This is a genomic window from Vibrio sp. T9 (assembly GCF_003123985.1).
GTDB lineage: Bacteria > Pseudomonadota > Gammaproteobacteria > Enterobacterales > Vibrionaceae > Vibrio > Vibrio diabolicus.
In genome coordinates, this window is the sequence record NZ_NIGY01000005.1 from 282,535 (window position 1) to 299,181 (window position 16,647).

At 45.4% G+C, this 16,647-nt stretch carries 9 protein-coding genes and 1 pseudogene; 7 read left to right on the forward strand and 3 right to left on the reverse strand.

Going from position 1 to position 16,647, the window contains the following annotated elements; genetic code table 11:
- Nucleotides 1-3,132: a bifunctional proline dehydrogenase/L-glutamate gamma-semialdehyde dehydrogenase PutA gene (putA, locus tag CBX98_RS12120; protein ID WP_006740881.1), complete on the reverse strand. Its 3,132-nt coding sequence runs from the start codon at nt 3,130-3,132 to the stop codon at nt 1-3.
- 406 nt (nt 3,133-3,538) lie between these two features.
- Complete coding sequence (locus tag CBX98_RS12125; protein ID WP_005392148.1) at nt 3,539-4,351, reverse strand: AraC family transcriptional regulator; 813 nt, start codon at nt 4,349-4,351, stop codon at nt 3,539-3,541.
- Nucleotides 4,352-5,325: 974 nt separating this feature from the next.
- Here CBX98_RS12125 and CBX98_RS12130 point away from each other — a divergent pair.
- The gene (locus CBX98_RS12130) at nt 5,326-6,045 is read left to right on the forward strand and encodes a helix-turn-helix transcriptional regulator (RefSeq protein ID WP_005392144.1); all 720 of its coding nucleotides are present in this window, start codon (nt 5,326-5,328) and stop codon (nt 6,043-6,045) included.
- Between the two features lie 72 nt (nt 6,046-6,117).
- On the opposite strand, the gene pdxH is transcribed toward CBX98_RS12130, so the two are convergent.
- Nucleotides 6,118-6,753: a pyridoxamine 5'-phosphate oxidase gene (gene pdxH / locus CBX98_RS12135; protein WP_005392142.1), complete on the reverse strand. Its 636-nt coding sequence runs from the start codon at nt 6,751-6,753 to the stop codon at nt 6,118-6,120.
- Between the two features lie 115 nt (nt 6,754-6,868).
- Between pdxH and CBX98_RS12140 the strand changes: the two are divergent.
- From CBX98_RS12140 to CBX98_RS12165, 6 genes and pseudogenes are all read left to right on the forward strand, one after another.
- Nucleotides 6,869-8,742: pseudogene (locus tag CBX98_RS12140) on the forward strand (ATP-binding protein).
- Nucleotides 8,735-9,961, forward strand: coding sequence for a response regulator (locus tag CBX98_RS12145; protein WP_109169308.1), 1,227 nt, complete (start codon nt 8,735-8,737; stop codon nt 9,959-9,961). Before CBX98_RS12140 ends, CBX98_RS12145 begins: the two are co-directional and overlap by 8 nt.
- A gap of 172 nt (nt 9,962-10,133) precedes the next feature.
- Nucleotides 10,134-11,525, forward strand: a complete 1,392-nt coding sequence (locus CBX98_RS12150; protein ID WP_005392136.1) for an HlyD family type I secretion periplasmic adaptor subunit — start codon at nt 10,134-10,136, stop codon at nt 11,523-11,525.
- 114 nt (nt 11,526-11,639) lie between these two features.
- A complete protein-coding gene (locus CBX98_RS12155) occupies nt 11,640-12,323 on the forward strand; it encodes a transglutaminase-like cysteine peptidase (RefSeq protein WP_005392134.1) in 684 nt (227 codons plus the stop codon).
- A gap of 5 nt (nt 12,324-12,328) precedes the next feature.
- Nucleotides 12,329-14,242: an EAL domain-containing protein gene (locus CBX98_RS12160; RefSeq protein WP_109169309.1), complete on the forward strand. Its 1,914-nt coding sequence runs from the start codon at nt 12,329-12,331 to the stop codon at nt 14,240-14,242.
- Between the two features lie 15 nt (nt 14,243-14,257).
- Entirely contained in the window at nt 14,258-16,372 is a 2,115-nt protein-coding gene (locus tag CBX98_RS12165; RefSeq protein ID WP_074190286.1) for a type I secretion system permease/ATPase, read from the forward strand.
- Nucleotides 16,373-16,647: the final 275 nt, after the last annotated feature.

Here is a 16,647-nt window from a genome sequence, read left to right on the forward strand (position 1 = left end):
TTATGCGTTTTCTGCTTGAGCAAGAAGATGTTGAGTAAAGCGGAATAGGTAGTGTGGACCACCAGCTTTCGGGCCAGTACCCGACAAGCCTTGACCACCAAACGGCTGTACGCCAACCACAGCACCAACTTGGTCTCGGTTGATGTAGCAGTTACCCACTCGAGCGTGTTTCTCAATCCAACGGTACGTGGTTTCGTTACGGCTATGGATACCCATCGTCAAGCCAAAACCCGTCTTGTTGATCTGCGCAACCACGTTCGGTAATTCAGAGGCTTTAAAGCGAACAATGTGCAAGATTGGACCAAATTGTTCTTCTTTCAGCACATCGATGCCCGAGATTTCAAACGCACTTGGTGAGACAAAGTCACCATGCTGGCACGATTCATCCAGCTGTAGCTGAGCGACTTTAGTCTGTGTTTTGCTCATTTGCTCAAGGTGAGCAAGGAGTTTTTGTTTTGCGTTGCTGTCGATAACCGGACCAACATCTGTTTTGTGTAGGTAAGGTAAACCAACATGCAGTTCATTCATCGCACCTTGAATCAGGTTGATCATACGGTCTGCAACATCTTCTTGTACAAATAGAACACGAAGGGCAGAACAACGCTGACCGGCAGATGCAAACGCTGAACGAATCACATCACGCACCACCTGCTCTGGCAATGCAGTACTGTCCACGATCATTGCGTTTTGACCACCTGTTTCCGCAATAAACGGAACCGGTTTCGCGCTGCGCTCCGCAAGCGTGACGTTAATGCGTTGCGCAGTTGCCGTTGAACCAGTGAATGCCACACCAGCAATGGCATCATGAGAAGTCAGTGCATGACCAATCTCAGCGCCGCGACCAGTAAGTAACTGAATCACACCAGCAGGGAAACCCGCATCAAGCATTAATTCAATAGCGCGAGCGGCAATTAGGCTTGTTTGCTCAGCAGGCTTGGCAACCACTGTGTTACCCGCAATCAGTGCTGCCGTTACCTGACCAAGGAAGATAGCCAGCGGGAAGTTCCAAGGGCTGATACACACAAACACACCAAGACCTTCACGGCTAGAAATGCGTTTCACACCATCGAAACCCTCTAGCTCAAATGGCTGTAGGTTTTGCGCTTGTTTCGCGTAATAACGACAGAAATCCACTGCTTCACGAACTTCATCAATACTATCGTGAATCGTCTTGCCCGCTTCTTTGTGACAAATCGCCACCAGCTCAGCCAGATTTTCTTCCATTAAGTCAGCAAGCTTTTCTAAACAAGCCGCTTTTTGCTCAACAGGAACACCTTTCCAATCAGAGAAAGCAGTTTGCGCCGCATCAATTGCAGCGGAAACATGATCAAGAGTTGCAAATGCCACCTTGCCGACTTCAATTCGGCGATCGTACGGTGCGGTGATGATCTCAGCCGCATTTTCCTTGATCATGCTTTCGGCAAAACGCTCACCATTGATCATCGGGCCTGCAACCCACTGATTGTCCATGAAGCTTTCTACTTGCGCTTCAAATGGCTTCGCCTCACTGTCGATATCAATGTTGACGCCGTATGAGTTCTTACGCTCAGGGAAGATGTCGGCAGGTAATGGGATCTTGTCGTTGTGTAGCGTGTCAAAACCCGTCAACACATCAACAGGGTGATGAGTCAACTCGTAAATCGGACAACGCGCATCAACCAGACGGTGTACAAACGAGCTGTTTGCGCCATTTTCCAGCAGACGACGAACCAAGTACGGAAGAAGATCAGCATGGCTACCGACAGGAGCGTAAATACGTACTGGCTGACCATACATTTCCATAACATGGTTATACAGTGAATCACCCATACCATGTAGACGCTGGAACTCGTACTCTTTGTGCTCAGCCATAACGGCGATTGCCGTCACCGTGTGGGCATTGTGGCTTGCAAATTGCGGGTAGATATTACCGCGAACACCTTCGCTAAGTAGGAAACGAGCACAAGCTAGGTACGCAACGTCCGTCGCTTCTTTGCGAGTGTATACCGGGTAATTAGCGTAACCTGCTTGTTGAGACCACTTGATTTCGCTGTCCCAGTACGCGCCTTTAACCAAACGCAGCGGAATAAGGTCACCCTGCTCTTTTGCGAGTGCGTTTAGCCACACCAAGACTGGTAGAGCACGTTTTGAGTAGGCTTGAATAACCAAACCAAACTTGCCCCAACCTTTCACAAGATCGCTACGGTACACTTTCTCAAATAGCTTCAGAGAAAGCTCAAGGCGATCCGCTTCTTCTGCATCGATTGTGATTGCAACGTCGACTTCAATTGCACGTTTCAATAGCTGCATTAGTGAGTCATACAACTCTGTCATTACACGTTCTTCATTTGCGACTTCGTAGCGCGGGTGTAATGCAGAAAGCTTGATGGAAATCGAAGGCGCAGGACTGGTGTCATTGCCGTAAGTCTCTCGACCTACCGCTTCGATCGCCATTAGGTAATCTTTGAAGTACTTGTTCGCGTCCGCTGTAGTTAACGCCGCCTCACCCAACATATCAAATGAGTAGGTGAAACCTTTGTCGCGCATTGGGCGACCATTCTTTTGCGCTTCTTCGATCGTACGACCACGAACAAACTGGTGACCCATGATCTTCATTGCCTGATACATGGCTTTACGAATCACAGGCTCAGAGAATTTATTTACCAGACGGTTTACAGCCTGACCTGGGCTCTGGGTGCCTTGCTCACCAAGACCAACCACTTTACCTGTTAGCATGAGGCCCCATGTTGATGCGTTAACAAACACAGAGTCAGAGTTTTTCAGGTGAGATTTCCAGTCTGCGACGCTCAACTTATCTTTAATCAAAGAATCTGCTGTCGCGGCATCTGGGATGCGCATTAATGCTTCTGCAAGACACATCAGCAAGATACCTTCTTGAGTATCTAAGCTGTATTCCAACAATAGAGCATCTATCATCTGGATTGACTTCTTATCGGCACGAATGGCTTCGATAAGTTGGGTCGTTTGGGTAGTGATCGCCGATTTTTCATCCTCTGTCGGCGTCGCTAGTGGCAATAGTTGCTCTAGCCATTGAGACTCGTCCACCATATATAATGGCGAGATCAGTGACCACAACTTATCAAGCGGCTGCCCGATAAATTCCGGTGTCAACACGTTCGTAGCTGTAAACATGTGTGTTCCTCAATCTCACTCCTCGAAAACCGCTTCGAGGATTATCAATGGCTGGCAGTGTATTTTGAGGCCGATAAGAATACTTGTCAAAAACTACGACATTTTTGCCAAAAACTCGCTTTTATAACAAAACATCCACATAGTCACATTCAAATAGGTAATATTTTGTGTTGTAAATTTTAATTTTTTCATTGCATTCACAACAAAATGTCAGGAATATCAATAAGATTTTTGTGAAGCGCTCGTTCTAAGAGAAAATGTAGGATCAAGTGGCATATCAGTCACACCAAAGGAAAGAGAATTTAACAAAACGAGAGATAGGTCACGTGAATAAAACACAAAAAAACCATGCATATTGCATGGTTTTATTCTGATTGCTGCTAATTTGACCTAAAAATACGCGTTGTTATCCAACTTGTTTTTTATAACGGGATGGCGAGATTCCCTGTAAGCGAGTAAAAGTATGAGTAAACGTACTCTGGCTTGAGAAACCAGTAAATTCGGCAATTTGCCCTAAAGAAAGGTGGCCTTGCTCGATTAATTCACGAGCCATGTCGATACGCTTTCCGAGAACATATTGATGAGGTGTAATCCCCATCTGCTCCTTAAACAAGCAATGGAACTGACTTTCCCCAAGAAACACTCGTCCCGCTAACTGAGCCACACTGATTTTATGGCTAAGGTGCTGCTCGATGTAGCGATCAATCGCCTCCAAATCAAAGCGTGACTCTTTTCGGCTAGTCTCAAATGCCGAGATATGGCGCTGCATCAGTGCAATCACAGTGTCGTTGCACGCACGACTTAACAGCAGATCATCCGGATGGTTTCGCATTTCCTGAACCAACATCTGTATCAGCTTCTGAATTTGACCGTCTAACTGAAAGTAGACATGGTCTCTCTCCAGATTATTGATTTTCTGCAGCATTTCAGGATCATCATTTGTCGGTTTTGGCATATTCAACACCAAAATATCCGATTGGTTAATAACGCCACCGAAAGCATGATCAGAGCATGCGGTTACCACACAACCTTGGCCAGGACCGACAAGATTACCTCGTCCACGCACTTCAAATTCGGCTTGTCCTTTTAAACCAATCACGATCTGTGTGTAAGAATGATCATGGCAATCCATATAAGACGGAAGTGTGATCAGTTCTGCTGGCTTAGGCAGCATAATCTCTTGATATGGCAGGGCTTTGGGGTTATCTGAATCACTCATTTTAAACAGTCGTCTTTACACGGTCAGCTTACGTCTTGGCATCATATACCTTCCTTGTTGGGTTGCAACTTTTCCCCAACTCAATCGCACAAGATCAAAACAGCATGATCAAGTTCGTTTACATGATCATAGTTCCGGAACGATGATCATGCGAGGTTAACTTACGGTCAATGAGCAACCAATTTTATTAACAAAAACGGATAGATAGAAGCACCTTACGTATACATAACCAATAGATATAAAGATCCTTGTTACCGAACAATCCGTTATTTGGTAGAACACTGCGGTTCAAAATAGATAAATCGCCTCATAAACAGATCAAAGCCACCTCTTGAAATCAACATAGAGGGATTTCCCCCCTTACTAATATGCTTCTGATTCAATACATTAGTCCTCGAGCTTTAAGATGCATACGATCTAAAGCTCTCGGTATCTCATTGATACCTCTAACTTACTTAGCAGACCCTCGCTAGGTAATTTAGAACCTCTTCTACACGTCGACAAGATTATATCTTGTGTTGCCAGCCCGTCTTCAGGCTGGCTTTTTTTTCGCTTCTCAACAATGAAAACAATGGCATAAGCTGATATTATAGCTTTCGTCTCACTGTCCCTCTCATATGACTTAGGCGCCGTTCTCCCTCTCGATGAGTGATATGAACGCCAACTAAATTACAACTGAGTTGTAGGAAGCATGATCAAGGACGATACGAGTTGTAAGCCGAACATCAGGCGGACATCCGTGAGCGCACATATCTGTAATGAAACAGACCATTTTCCCAATTAAATTCTTCGTTCAATTTCGTTGTTGTTTGTCGCTGTGTGACGAAAATATCGAACACCATGAACTTAATTGGATTGAGCGCCAATCAACGAACGTGTTCTAGCAACGTGACTGCCTACTTGGCAATGTCAATATTAACAACGCAACACAAACGTCTCTGTATTGGTAAAAGCAGTATGTAGTGAGTCCTTTTGTGAATATTTCAGTCGATACCATAGAACAATCCCTCCTTAAACAGCTACCAGGTTGTTGGGGATGCAAAGATAAAGATTCGGTATTCCGCTACGTAAATCAGGAATACGCAGAACTGTTGGGACACACGTCGCCCGAGGAGTGCGTCGGTAAAACTGATTTTGAGATGGCAAGCCCAACCACTGAATGTGCACAAGAATTTCAACGCCAAGATAAACACGTTATCGAAACTGGTGAGTCACTCAAAATTCTTGATATCCACCCTTATCCAGATGGCCGCTGGCGAGCGCATATCTTTACTAAAACACCGTGGCGAGATGACAATGGTAACATCGTAGGGACCATTTTCTACGGAAGAGAACTCACCGACACCGCCGTGATTGAAGTCGGGTATTGGGTTTGTCGTGCAATCAGCACCAACCCTAATCAGCAATCCATCTTTCGTTTCTCTGACTTACAGCCAAAACCAGAGAAGCTCACATGTCGCGAGCAAGAAACGCTTTTCCTCTTGCTCTACGGCAAGAAGCCACAATTCATCTCTCAGGTCATGGGTATATCAACAAAAACCGTTGAAGGTCACGTCGCACGCTTACGTAATAAGTTTGCAGCGAACAGCAAGAACGAACTAATAGATAAAGCAATGGAAGCTGGCTACGGCTCTGTTGTACCCAAAACTCTGCTTAAGCATCAATTATCGGTAGTGTTGAATGGAGAGCGATAATTCGCGCCACTTTCCACCTACAAAAACACCGCCCAAGTGGGCGGTGTTTGTTTATTCATGAGGCACGAGAGTTTATGGCGCAAGACGGTCAATGTCCCAACTTCCATCATGTTGGGAGAAAAGAAAACGATCATGAAGACGGTGTTCACCACCCTGCCAAAACTCAATACTCTGTGGTTTTACGCGAAAGCCACCCCAGAAGGTTGGAACCGGTATTTCACCCTTAGCAAATTTCTGTTTTAGCTCTAAAAACTTACCTTCTAATACGCCTCGAGCAGAAATACGGCTACTTTGCTTGCTCGCGATTGCGGCTAATTGGCTCTCTTTTGGACGAGAAGTAAAGTATTTCATATTTTCTACGGCGGTGAGCTTTTCCGCCACACCAGTAATATGAACCTGGCGCTCTAACGGATGCCAAGGGAAGTGCAAACTAATATTGCTGTTATGCTCAAGCTGCTGGGCCTTGCGACTGCCTAGGTTGGTGTAAAATACAAAGCCATTTTTGTCGACGTTTTTTAATAGAACAATGCGTTGAAACGGCATGCCATTTTCATCAACCGTTGCAACTGTCATCGCAGTCGGATCCGTTAAACCCGCTTCAACTGCTTGCTCTAGCCACAGATTAAATTGATCAATAGGATCAGCTTTCAAATCTTTACGACGTAGCCCACCTTTGGTGTACTCACGACGAATATCAGCAAGTTCCATCTTTACTCCTTCACTCGTTTTTGTCGATTGTGCTCCCGATACTGAGGAAATACAAGGACATCATTGTGCTTGTTATCGTTGCCGCTCACAGCATCACAGTGTGTCATTTGATACCATGACACAAAAAACCAGTGAGCGATCGTGAACTTACTCAACCCTAAAGCCCTACGCCATTTTCTATTGCTACTGTGTGCCGTTGGCATTTCAGGGCTCGCGCTTACTCATCATTACGCAACTCAATACCAACATGATCAGTGGCAACAAAAGCTAGAGAGACAAGCAGCGCAAGTGTCGCAAGAAGTCGACTACGAGCTGGCAAAGTTTGAACAGATACCAAACCTATTAAGTCACGATCCGAGATTACTCAAAGCAGTAGAACGCGGAGCGCCCTCTCACGAGCTCAACCTATTGTTAGCAGATTGGTTGAAACAAAGTTTGGCCGATACGATTTACGTTCATGACCGCACAGGGTTGGTCATTGCCTCAAGTAACTTTCAGCAAGAGGATACGTTTGTTGGTTCCAGCTTTAGCTATCGTCCCTATTTTAAAAATGCGCGACGCGGTGAACCTGCTCAATATGTCGGGTTAGGCGTTCGTTCAAATAAACGTGGGTACTTCTTCTCATCTCCGCTTTGGGTAAATGATGAGGTCGTTGGCGTGATCACGGTAAAAGTGAATTTGGAGCAGTTAGAACAGCGTCTTTCGCAAACCACGACGGACGTACTCATCACGGATAAACACAATGTCGTGTTTATGAGCAATTTGCCTAACTGGCGCTATCGTGCACTTTTCCCGCTGTCACCGAGTGCGATAAACGAGCTTACCGAAACGCGTCAGTATGGCGATACCTTACCAGAGTATTTTGGTGAGCTTACCGCGCAAAGTGGCGTCAGCGAGTTTGCTGATAATCAATTGCTCCTCTCACCCAATTACCTCGCATACGCGACACATGTATTGGATAAAGGATTTCGCGTCGTGGCCTTGATAAACCACAACACCGTCCTTGCCGCCGTGTTACAGGCTGATGTCGTCTTTCTGATTCTATATGCGCTCATTGCGCTGATTGCGTTGGCGTGGTTCCAAACACTCGTGAACAAGGCTCGCCTAGCCGACCTTAATGTGAGCCTAGAAGAAAAAGTAGTGCAACGGACACTAGTGCTGAGTGAAGCCAACCAAAAGCTACAGCAGACCATCCGCCAATATGAGCAAAGCCAACAAGAGCTTAAACAAACACAACAAGAATTGACTCAAGCCGCGAAATTGGCACTATTGGGCGAGCTGTCTGCCAGTATTAATCATGAGATAAATCAGCCACTTTCCGCACTAAGAACCTATACCGAAAACTCACAGCGTTTGTTGGCAATGGAAAAATACCCAATGGTCGCCGACAATTTGGGCAAAATGCTGACACTCAATGACACCATTTCGGAAGTGATCGCACGCTTAAAAGTCTTTACTCGGAAAGCCACGCACGATTCACACAATGAAATCGCGGTACTGCATGACGCAGTACATACTGCCACCAGCATTTTGAGCAACAAACTCATTAAACAAGGGGTGACATTAAAAGTCCCAGCTATCGATTATAATGTGAAGCTAGCAATTCACAGCGTTGAGTTAGAGCAAGTTCTGATCAATCTCTTCCATAATGCTGCACAAGCGATGGAAAACTACTGCATTGATCCGCAAATATCTATTGCCGTTCAGTGTCATGATGACAACTGTGACATTCTTGTTTCCGACAACGGGCCCGGCATGTCGGACGAAGCCCTAGCAAAAGTCTTTGACCCATTTTTTACGACTAAGCCAGAGGGCTTAGGATTAGGTTTGACCATCTCCAAACGCATTTTAGAAAGCTATCACGGCTCACTCAGTGCTTATAAACATCAGAACACGGAACAACAAGCAGGAGGCATGACCTTTATCGTAACGCTGCCAATCGCTATCCAAAACCAACGCAACCCAGAAGTGGAAAACAACCATGAATAATCCCGTTTTCTTTGTTGATGATGAACCACATATTCGTGATGCCGTATCTCAAGCACTACTTATTGAAGGGATAGACGTCACCTGCTTACCAAACGCCGTGGAAGCCTTACGCGTTATCGACCCAAATACGCCAGCGATCATCATCACCGATATCCATATGCCCGTGATGGATGGATTGGAGTTCATGCGAACGTTGCGAAGTAAAAACGATCACTTTCAATTTATCGTACTTACCGGACATGGAGATGTGAAAACCGCGGTAGATGCGATGAAAAGCGGCGCGTACGACTTTCTCGAAAAGCCTTTTTCAACAGAACAACTGATGAAGTCGCTCAATAATGCTGGCGATAAGTTGAATCTATTGCAGGAAAACATCTGGCTTAAAAAAGAGCTCGACATGCAAACTCATGTTGGTCCGAAAATGATTGGTCACAGTAAAGCCATGGTGAGCATTCGTCGCGCTTTGATCAGCGCACCAACGAACCAGCCGATCATTTTTGTTGGTCAAGATGGCACAGGTCGCCGGCTCGCCGCACAATTTGCCCACGACATACATGCAACGCCAGACAGCGAGTTAATCGCCGCTTCTGGTGAGGATCTCTATGAGCTTTCATTAGAAGCTCTCGATAAAGCCATACATCGCTTGATTGAAGGAAAAAGCCATTGCAGCTTGTACTTACATAGTGCTGAGCATGTGTCATATGAACAATGGCAATGCTTATTTAACCACCCGAAACTTGAGCGTGTTTTTGGTGCAACAACCCAAGTTGATCCGTCTATCAAAGCCCTGGCTAGTCTAATTCACTTGCCGACACTCGATGAAAGAAAAGAAGACATTGGACCTTTATATAAGCACTTTGTACGCCACGCAGCGAGCCGTTATCAGCTTCAACCGCCACACATTAGCTTAGAAGAAGTCAAACATCTGACCGATTTAGAATGGCCAGAAAATATTAAGCAGCTGCGCCAATTTGCAGAACTTCGCGCGCTCAAGCCAGATACCTTCCGAATGGAAGATTGGAACAGTGAAAAAAGTATCGAAATTCAGAGTATGACTCAGCGCACAGAATACTTTGAATATTGCTTATTATTCGATGCACTACAAAGACACCGAGGCAGACTCAAAGAGGTTCAACTAGAATTACAGGTATCACGCAAAACCTTGTACGACAAACTAAAAAAACATCAGTTGGATAAAACCAAGTTCAAGGCGCAATAGCCATACTCTGACGATATCTTCACTTTTCTTTTGCTAGAGAAGCATTGAAAACGCTCATTCGGAGAGAGAATGGTCTTCGTCTCATATTTTTATTCGCCGAGCATACTGACATGATCGGTTAATAATAATAAGATCAAAAAGATAATCAGCATTTATATAAGCAGGGACTGTGATGAGCCGAGATAACTACAACAAACTCAACAATGAAGAGTTGGATTTTGTTGACGACAAAACTGCAGCATTGCTCCTCAACACCCCCAACAGCGCACGTTTGATGCTCTGGGTGATGGTGTTGTTTTTTATTGCTGCAATAGGCTGGGCATCTTGGGCTGAAATCGACCAGGTCACTGTTGGTCAGGGAAAAGTCATTCCCTCTTCACAGATTCAAGTTGTACAAAACTTAGAAGGTGGCTTAGTCAAAGAAATTTTAGTCAAAGAAGGTCAGTTGGTTGAAAAAGGTCAGCAGTTACTTCTTATCGATGACACTCGCTTTCGCTCTGATTTTCGTGAGCGTGAACAACAAGTTGCCAACCTAACTGCGTCTGTGCTGCAACTCTCAGCTTCGATCAACAGTGTTGCCGTGAATCGTGATTTTGAAACGGAAAACTGGCGCCAAAGCGTAGTACTCGATTATGGCAAACTGACCTTTCCGCCAACTTTAGAAGAAACTCAGCCGAAACTCACTCAGCGCCAGAAAGCTGAATACCGCGAAGATTTAGACAATTTACGCAACCAACTTTCGGTGATTGACCAACAAGTTCAGCAAAAGCAGCAGGACTTAGTAGAGATTGAAGCGCGAGTAAGGAACTTACGTCAAAGCTATCAATATGCGAAGAAAGAATTAGACATTACCAAACCGTTGGCTGATGAAGGTGTTGTGCCTCGTATTGAATTACTCAAATTACAACGCCAAGTCAACGACACCCGCCGCGAAATGACGTCCAGTGAGCTCAAAATCCCGGTATTAAAGTCAGCAATTCGAGAATCCATGCTTAATCGCATTGATGTTGCGCTCAAATTCCGCTCTGAACAGCAAGAGAAACTCAACAGCGCCCAAGACCAGTTATCTGCCTTGGTTGAATCAGCAGTGGGTTTAGAAGATAGAGTCAATCGAACCGTTGTGAACTCGCCAGTAACAGGCAAAATCAAAACGCTGAACATCAACACCGTTGGGGGTGTTATCCAGCCAGGCATGGATATCGTCGAAATTGTACCAACTGAAGATACGTTATTAGTAGAAGCGAAAATTGCGCCAAAAGACATTGCATTTTTGCGCCCGGACCTACACGCCATCGTGAAGTTTACGGCTTACGACTTCACTAAGTACGGCGGCTTAGAGGGTGAGTTGGAGCACATCAGCGCAGATACAACCCAAGATGAAGAAGGAAATAGCTTTTACATCGTTCGTGTCCGCACCGATAAAACGAATTTTGGTCAAGATGCAGATTTACCAATCATTCCAGGAATGACGGCATCGGTCGATATCATCACAGGGAAGCGAACCGTTTTGGAATATCTACTTAAACCGATTTTAAGTGCCAAAACGAACGCCTTGAAGGAGTAAATCACACCAAGGTACTCACAACGGCGAGTATTGAGCGATAAGTGATTAAATAAAAAGCATTTGTTTCTCACTGACGAACCCTTTAGAAGAGTATACTTGTGATATGAGTCGAATATGCGATCCAATTTGAAGCGTAAAGTTACATTATTAATCAGTTTAAGTTGTTTTTCGTTCCAAATTGGTGCGTTAAGCAGTAAAGAACAACAATGGGTCAATACGGTCACAGCGGTGTACGGCGAACGTGCGGGATTGCGCGTAAATACATGGCGAAAAAACCTCGACTTATTTAAACAATTAGAGACACATGAACAGCTCGCTGGCGTCAACGACTTTTTTAACCAGCTGTATTTTGTTGACGACATAAAACTGTGGGGAAAGACAGATTATTGGGCTACGCCACTCGAATTTTTAGGGAGTAATGCAGGGGATTGTGAGGATTTCACCATCGCCAAGTACTTCTCGTTACTCGAGCTAGGAATACCAGATTCTAAGATGCGTTTGATCTACGTAAAAGCCATCGAACTGAATCAGTTTCACATGGTATTAGCTTACTACCCAACCCCAAGCTCTGAGCCGCTCATTCTCGACAATATCAACCCTGATATTGTCCGAGCCTCTAAACGTAGCGACTTGCTACCGATATACAGTTTTAATGGTACAAACCTGTGGTTGATGAAGTCTTCTGCTAGCACTGGAGAGCTGGCAGGGAAAGCATCACGGTTGAGCCTTTGGAATGACTTACGCTCGCGCGAACGTAAGTTGCAGTTAAATAAACCTAAAATTAACTATGACGAGTGAGAAACATGACCCTATATAAGAAGCTTGTAGTGGGAATGGTTACGGTCTTTATACTCTTGTTGGCATCAGTATTCGTAATCCAATTCAACACGACTCGAGACAGCTTGGAACAACAGCAACGTTCAGAGGTCAACAACACCATTAACACCGTAGGTTTGGCATTGGCTCCTTACCTTAAAGACAAAGATAAAGTCGCGGTAGAATCCGTTATTAATGCTCTGTTTGACGGCAGCACCTATTCGGTTGTTCGCCTTACCGCTTTAGATTCTGACTACCAAATCGTGCGCACTTACCCGGTTAAACCAAGTACGGTGCCACAATGGTTTATCGACATGAATCTATTCAAAGCCATTCACGATAAGCGCGTAGTGACCAGTGGTTGGATGCAACTTGCTGAAGTGGAAATCATTAGCCACCCAGGAGCTGCTTACGAGCAGCTCTGGCAAGGCTTTATTGGTTTGTTATCTGCGTTCAGTATCATTTTCCTGGCTGGTTTAATTGCGATTTCGTACATCCTCCGTCGCTCACTAAAACCATTAGCGGCCATCGTGAAGAAAATGCATGAAATCGCTAATAACCAATTTGGTGAACCACTTGCTCGTCCAAGAACTAAAGATCTGATCGCGGTGGTAGATGGCATTAACATGATGTCTGCTCAAATTGAGCTGTCATTCAAAGAGCAAGCGAAAGAGGCACAACGACTGCGTGCTCAAGCTTACCTCGACCCTATCTCCAAACTGGGTAATCGCTCGTTCTACATCAACCAAATAGACCAATGGCTTGCAGAGCAAACGCAAGGGGGTATCGCGCTACTCCATGCAGAATACATTGGTGACATTTACGAGACAAAAGACTACCAACGCGCCGATGCCCACGTAAAAGAACTGTCTCAACGTCTGAAAAACACCATTGATGTGCCGGGAGCTACCATTGCACGCCTATCTAGTGATGAGTTTGGCCTGCTTTTCCCACACATGGATGAAAGCGAACTACGCATTTTGGCGGACAGCATCGTGAACTGCGTTAACGGGTTGAACACTGATCCAACCGGTCTAGCCAAACCAAAAGCAGCCTTAGGTGTTGCGCATAGTAAAGACCAAAAAACGCGCTCTGAAATCTTATCTATGGTGGATAATGCGCTCTCGAAAGCCAAAGCTCAACCAGACAAAGCTTACGGCTTTATCGGCAGTGACACACCTTCTAACTTAATGGGTAAACAGCAGTGGAAAGCGCTGGTTGAAGAAGCGATTCATAGCGATTGGGTTAAATTCCGCTTCCAAGCAGCGAAGAACACTTGGGGTAAAGTGTTCCATAACGAAGTGTTCTCAAGCATCGAAAAAGAGGGCGAAACGTTCCGTGCCAACCAATATTTATTCGCACTAGAGCAGTTAGACGCCACCAATATTTTCGACCAATACGTTATTGAGTCGATGATTAAGATGTTGGAAAGTGGCGAGCTAACCGATCCTGTCGCGATCAATATTGCGCAAAGTAGCTTGTCTCAGCCATCGTTCATTCGCTGGACCACCAGCATGTTGGAAAAACACGCAAAAGTGGCCTCTAAGCTACACTTTGAAATTCCAGAGGAGTGTTTTATTGATCAGCCTCACCACACGGCGCTGTTATGTAATGCCATTCGCCAATCCGGGGCTGAGTTTGGCGTAGATAACTATGGACGTAACTTCCAATCATTGGAGTACATCCAAGAGTTCCGTCCTAACTATGTGAAGCTCGATTACCTATTCACACACAACTTACACGACGAAAAACAGAAATTCACGCTAACGTCGATTTCTCGTACTGCCCATAACCTAGGCATTACGACTATCGCGTCGCGTATTGAAACTCAAATCCAGTTGGACTTCCTCACCGAGCATTTTGTTGAGGTATTCCAAGGATTCATCGTCGACAAGGAATAAAAAGGTTTACCACAGATGAAAGACCCTTTACTGAATTCGCTCATCTACGTTAGCCGTTACTATGGGTTAGCTAACTCGCCAGAAGCGCTGGTCAATGGCCTTCCGCTTTCAGACGGCAAGCTAACTCCATTTTTGCTACCAAGAGCAGCGGAAAGGGCCGGATTGGTTGCCAAGGAAAACCGTGCAGAGCTGGAGAACATCTCCAGCCTGATTCTGCCGGCAATCTTAGTTCTTAAAGGCGGTGACTCATGCGTTCTCAACAGCATTAACGCGGAGACACGCGAAGCCGAAGTCACCACCTTAGAAAGTGGAATGGTGCCAATCTCCATTCCATTAGAAGACCTACTTGAGCAGTACACTGGTCGCTACTTTTTAGTTAAAAAACAATTCCGTTTCGATGAGCGCTCTCCCGAGGTGCTCAAAACCAACGAAGGTCACTGGTTTTGGTCAACCTTGTGGCAGTCAAAACGTATCTACCGCGATGTTTTAATCGCCTCACTTCTCATCAACCTCTTTGCCGTTGCCGCCCCGCTGTTCACTCGTTTGGTGTACGACAAAGTGGTACCAAATCTCGCGTTTGAAACCTTATGGGTATTGGCAAGCGGCATCTTTGTTGTCTTTCTATTCGATTTCATACTCAAATCGTTGAGAAACTACTTTATTGATGTCGCAGGAAAGAAGTCTGACATTCTGATTTCCTCCAAACTGTTCAGCAAAGTGATGGGGATTAGAATGGAATCGAAGCCGCCTTCGGTCGGTGCCTTCGCTCGCCATTTACAAGAATTCGAATCTATTCGAGAATTCTTCACGTCTGCAACCGTCAGTGCCCTAATTGACCTGCCTTTTGCCATTCTGTTCTTGGTGATTATATGGCTAATGGCTGGCGATCTTGTGTATGTTCCAATGGTCGGCGTGGTCATTTTGATTGTTCATTCACTACTGATTCAAGGACCGCTACGTCGCTCTATAGAGGAGGGGTCACGCTTAGCATCGCAAAAATACGCCAACTTAATTGAGAGTCTAGCGGGGCTAGAAACCGTAAAAATGCTCAGCGCGCAAAGCCAATTCCAATACCGTTGGGAAGAAGCGGTGGCGCACATGGCGAACTGGAACATCAAAAGCCGCCGCATTACCGACAGCATCCAGAACGCGGCTGGCTTCGTACAGCAAAGTAGTAACGTTGGGATGATCATTCTCGGTGTTTATCTGATTGCAGAAGGCGAACTCACCATGGGTGGCTTAATTGCCGCAACCATGTTGAGTGGTCGCGCCATAGGGCCTTTGGTTCAGTTGTCTTTGCTCTCAACGCGCTACAACCAGGCGAAGTCTTCTATGACGATTATCAATCAAGTCATGGAAATGCCGGATGAGCAAGAAGAAGGGAAACGCTACATCCATCGCCCAATAATCCAAGGTAAGATTGAAATTGATCGCGTAACGTTTCATTACCCAGACTCTCCTGTCGCGTCTATACGTAACATTTCTCTCACGATAAATCCTGGTGAAAAAGTCGCGATAATCGGTCGGATTGGTTCGGGTAAGACAACGTTAGAGCGCTTGATTATGGGCTTGTATAAGCCAACAGAGGGGCACGTACGTATCGATGATACTGATATTGCACAGCTTCACCACGTTGATGTTCGACGTAACATCGGCTGTGTGCCTCAAGATTCGAATCTATTCTTCGGTTCGATTCGCGACAATATTACCTTGGGTCGTCCACTAACCGATGACCGAGACGTGCTTGATGCAGCAAACCGTGCAGGCGTGACCGCATTTACACAATCGGATCCAGCTGGTTTAGAACGTCAAGTTGGTGAAGGTGGTACGATGCTTTCTGGTGGTCAACGTCAAGCCGTCACGATCGCTCGTGCATTTTTGGGCCGTCCTCCCGTCCTACTTATGGATGAACCAACCAGCGCGATGGATAACCGCTCTGAAATGCATATTAAGCACCAGCTATCTCAGCTCAAACCGAGCGAAACATTGATACTGATTACGCATAAAACGTCGATGCTCGACATCGTTGATCGAGTAATTGTGATGGAGAAAGGCAGCATCATTGCTGATGGTCCTAAAGCGCAAGTGCTGAATGACCTAAAGCAAGGCAAAGTACGTGCGGTTAGCTAACCGAAATTAGCATTTAGAAAAGAGAAAGGCCCCGTTTGACTCATGTTTAACGGGGCTTATTTTATTGAGAATCCAAGATAGTTAAGCTCTTCAAGCACTATCCAAACGAGTACAAGGCCAACAATCACGAATAAAATCATAATCGCCTTTTCATCTTCTTCCATTTGATAGATATCCTAGCAAGCCATTTCACTCAACACGTCTTAGGTTATCAGGACAAAAATCATATTCAGCACGTTTATACGATCCTAGCCTCATACAATACCGGATATGAG

Bases quoted from the DNA above. Each gene is read 5' to 3' on its own strand.
- CBX98_RS12160 (WP_109169309.1), top strand. From the start codon at position 12,329: ATGACCCTATATAAGAAGCTTGTAGTGGGAATGGTTACGGTCTTTATA.
- CBX98_RS12145 (WP_109169308.1), top strand. From the start codon at position 8,735: ATGAATAATCCCGTTTTCTTTGTTGATGATGAACCACATATTCGTGAT.
- pdxH (WP_005392142.1), bottom strand. From the start codon at position 6,753: ATGGAACTTGCTGATATTCGTCGTGAGTACACCAAAGGTGGGCTACGT.
- CBX98_RS12165 (WP_074190286.1), top strand. From the start codon at position 14,258: ATGAAAGACCCTTTACTGAATTCGCTCATCTACGTTAGCCGTTACTAT.
- CBX98_RS12150 (WP_005392136.1), top strand. From the start codon at position 10,134: ATGAGCCGAGATAACTACAACAAACTCAACAATGAAGAGTTGGATTTT.
- CBX98_RS12125 (WP_005392148.1), bottom strand. From the start codon at position 4,351: ATGAGTGATTCAGATAACCCCAAAGCCCTGCCATATCAAGAGATTATG.
- putA (WP_006740881.1), bottom strand. From the start codon at position 3,132: ATGTTTACAGCTACGAACGTGTTGACACCGGAATTTATCGGGCAGCCG.
- CBX98_RS12155 (WP_005392134.1), top strand. From the start codon at position 11,640: ATGCGATCCAATTTGAAGCGTAAAGTTACATTATTAATCAGTTTAAGT.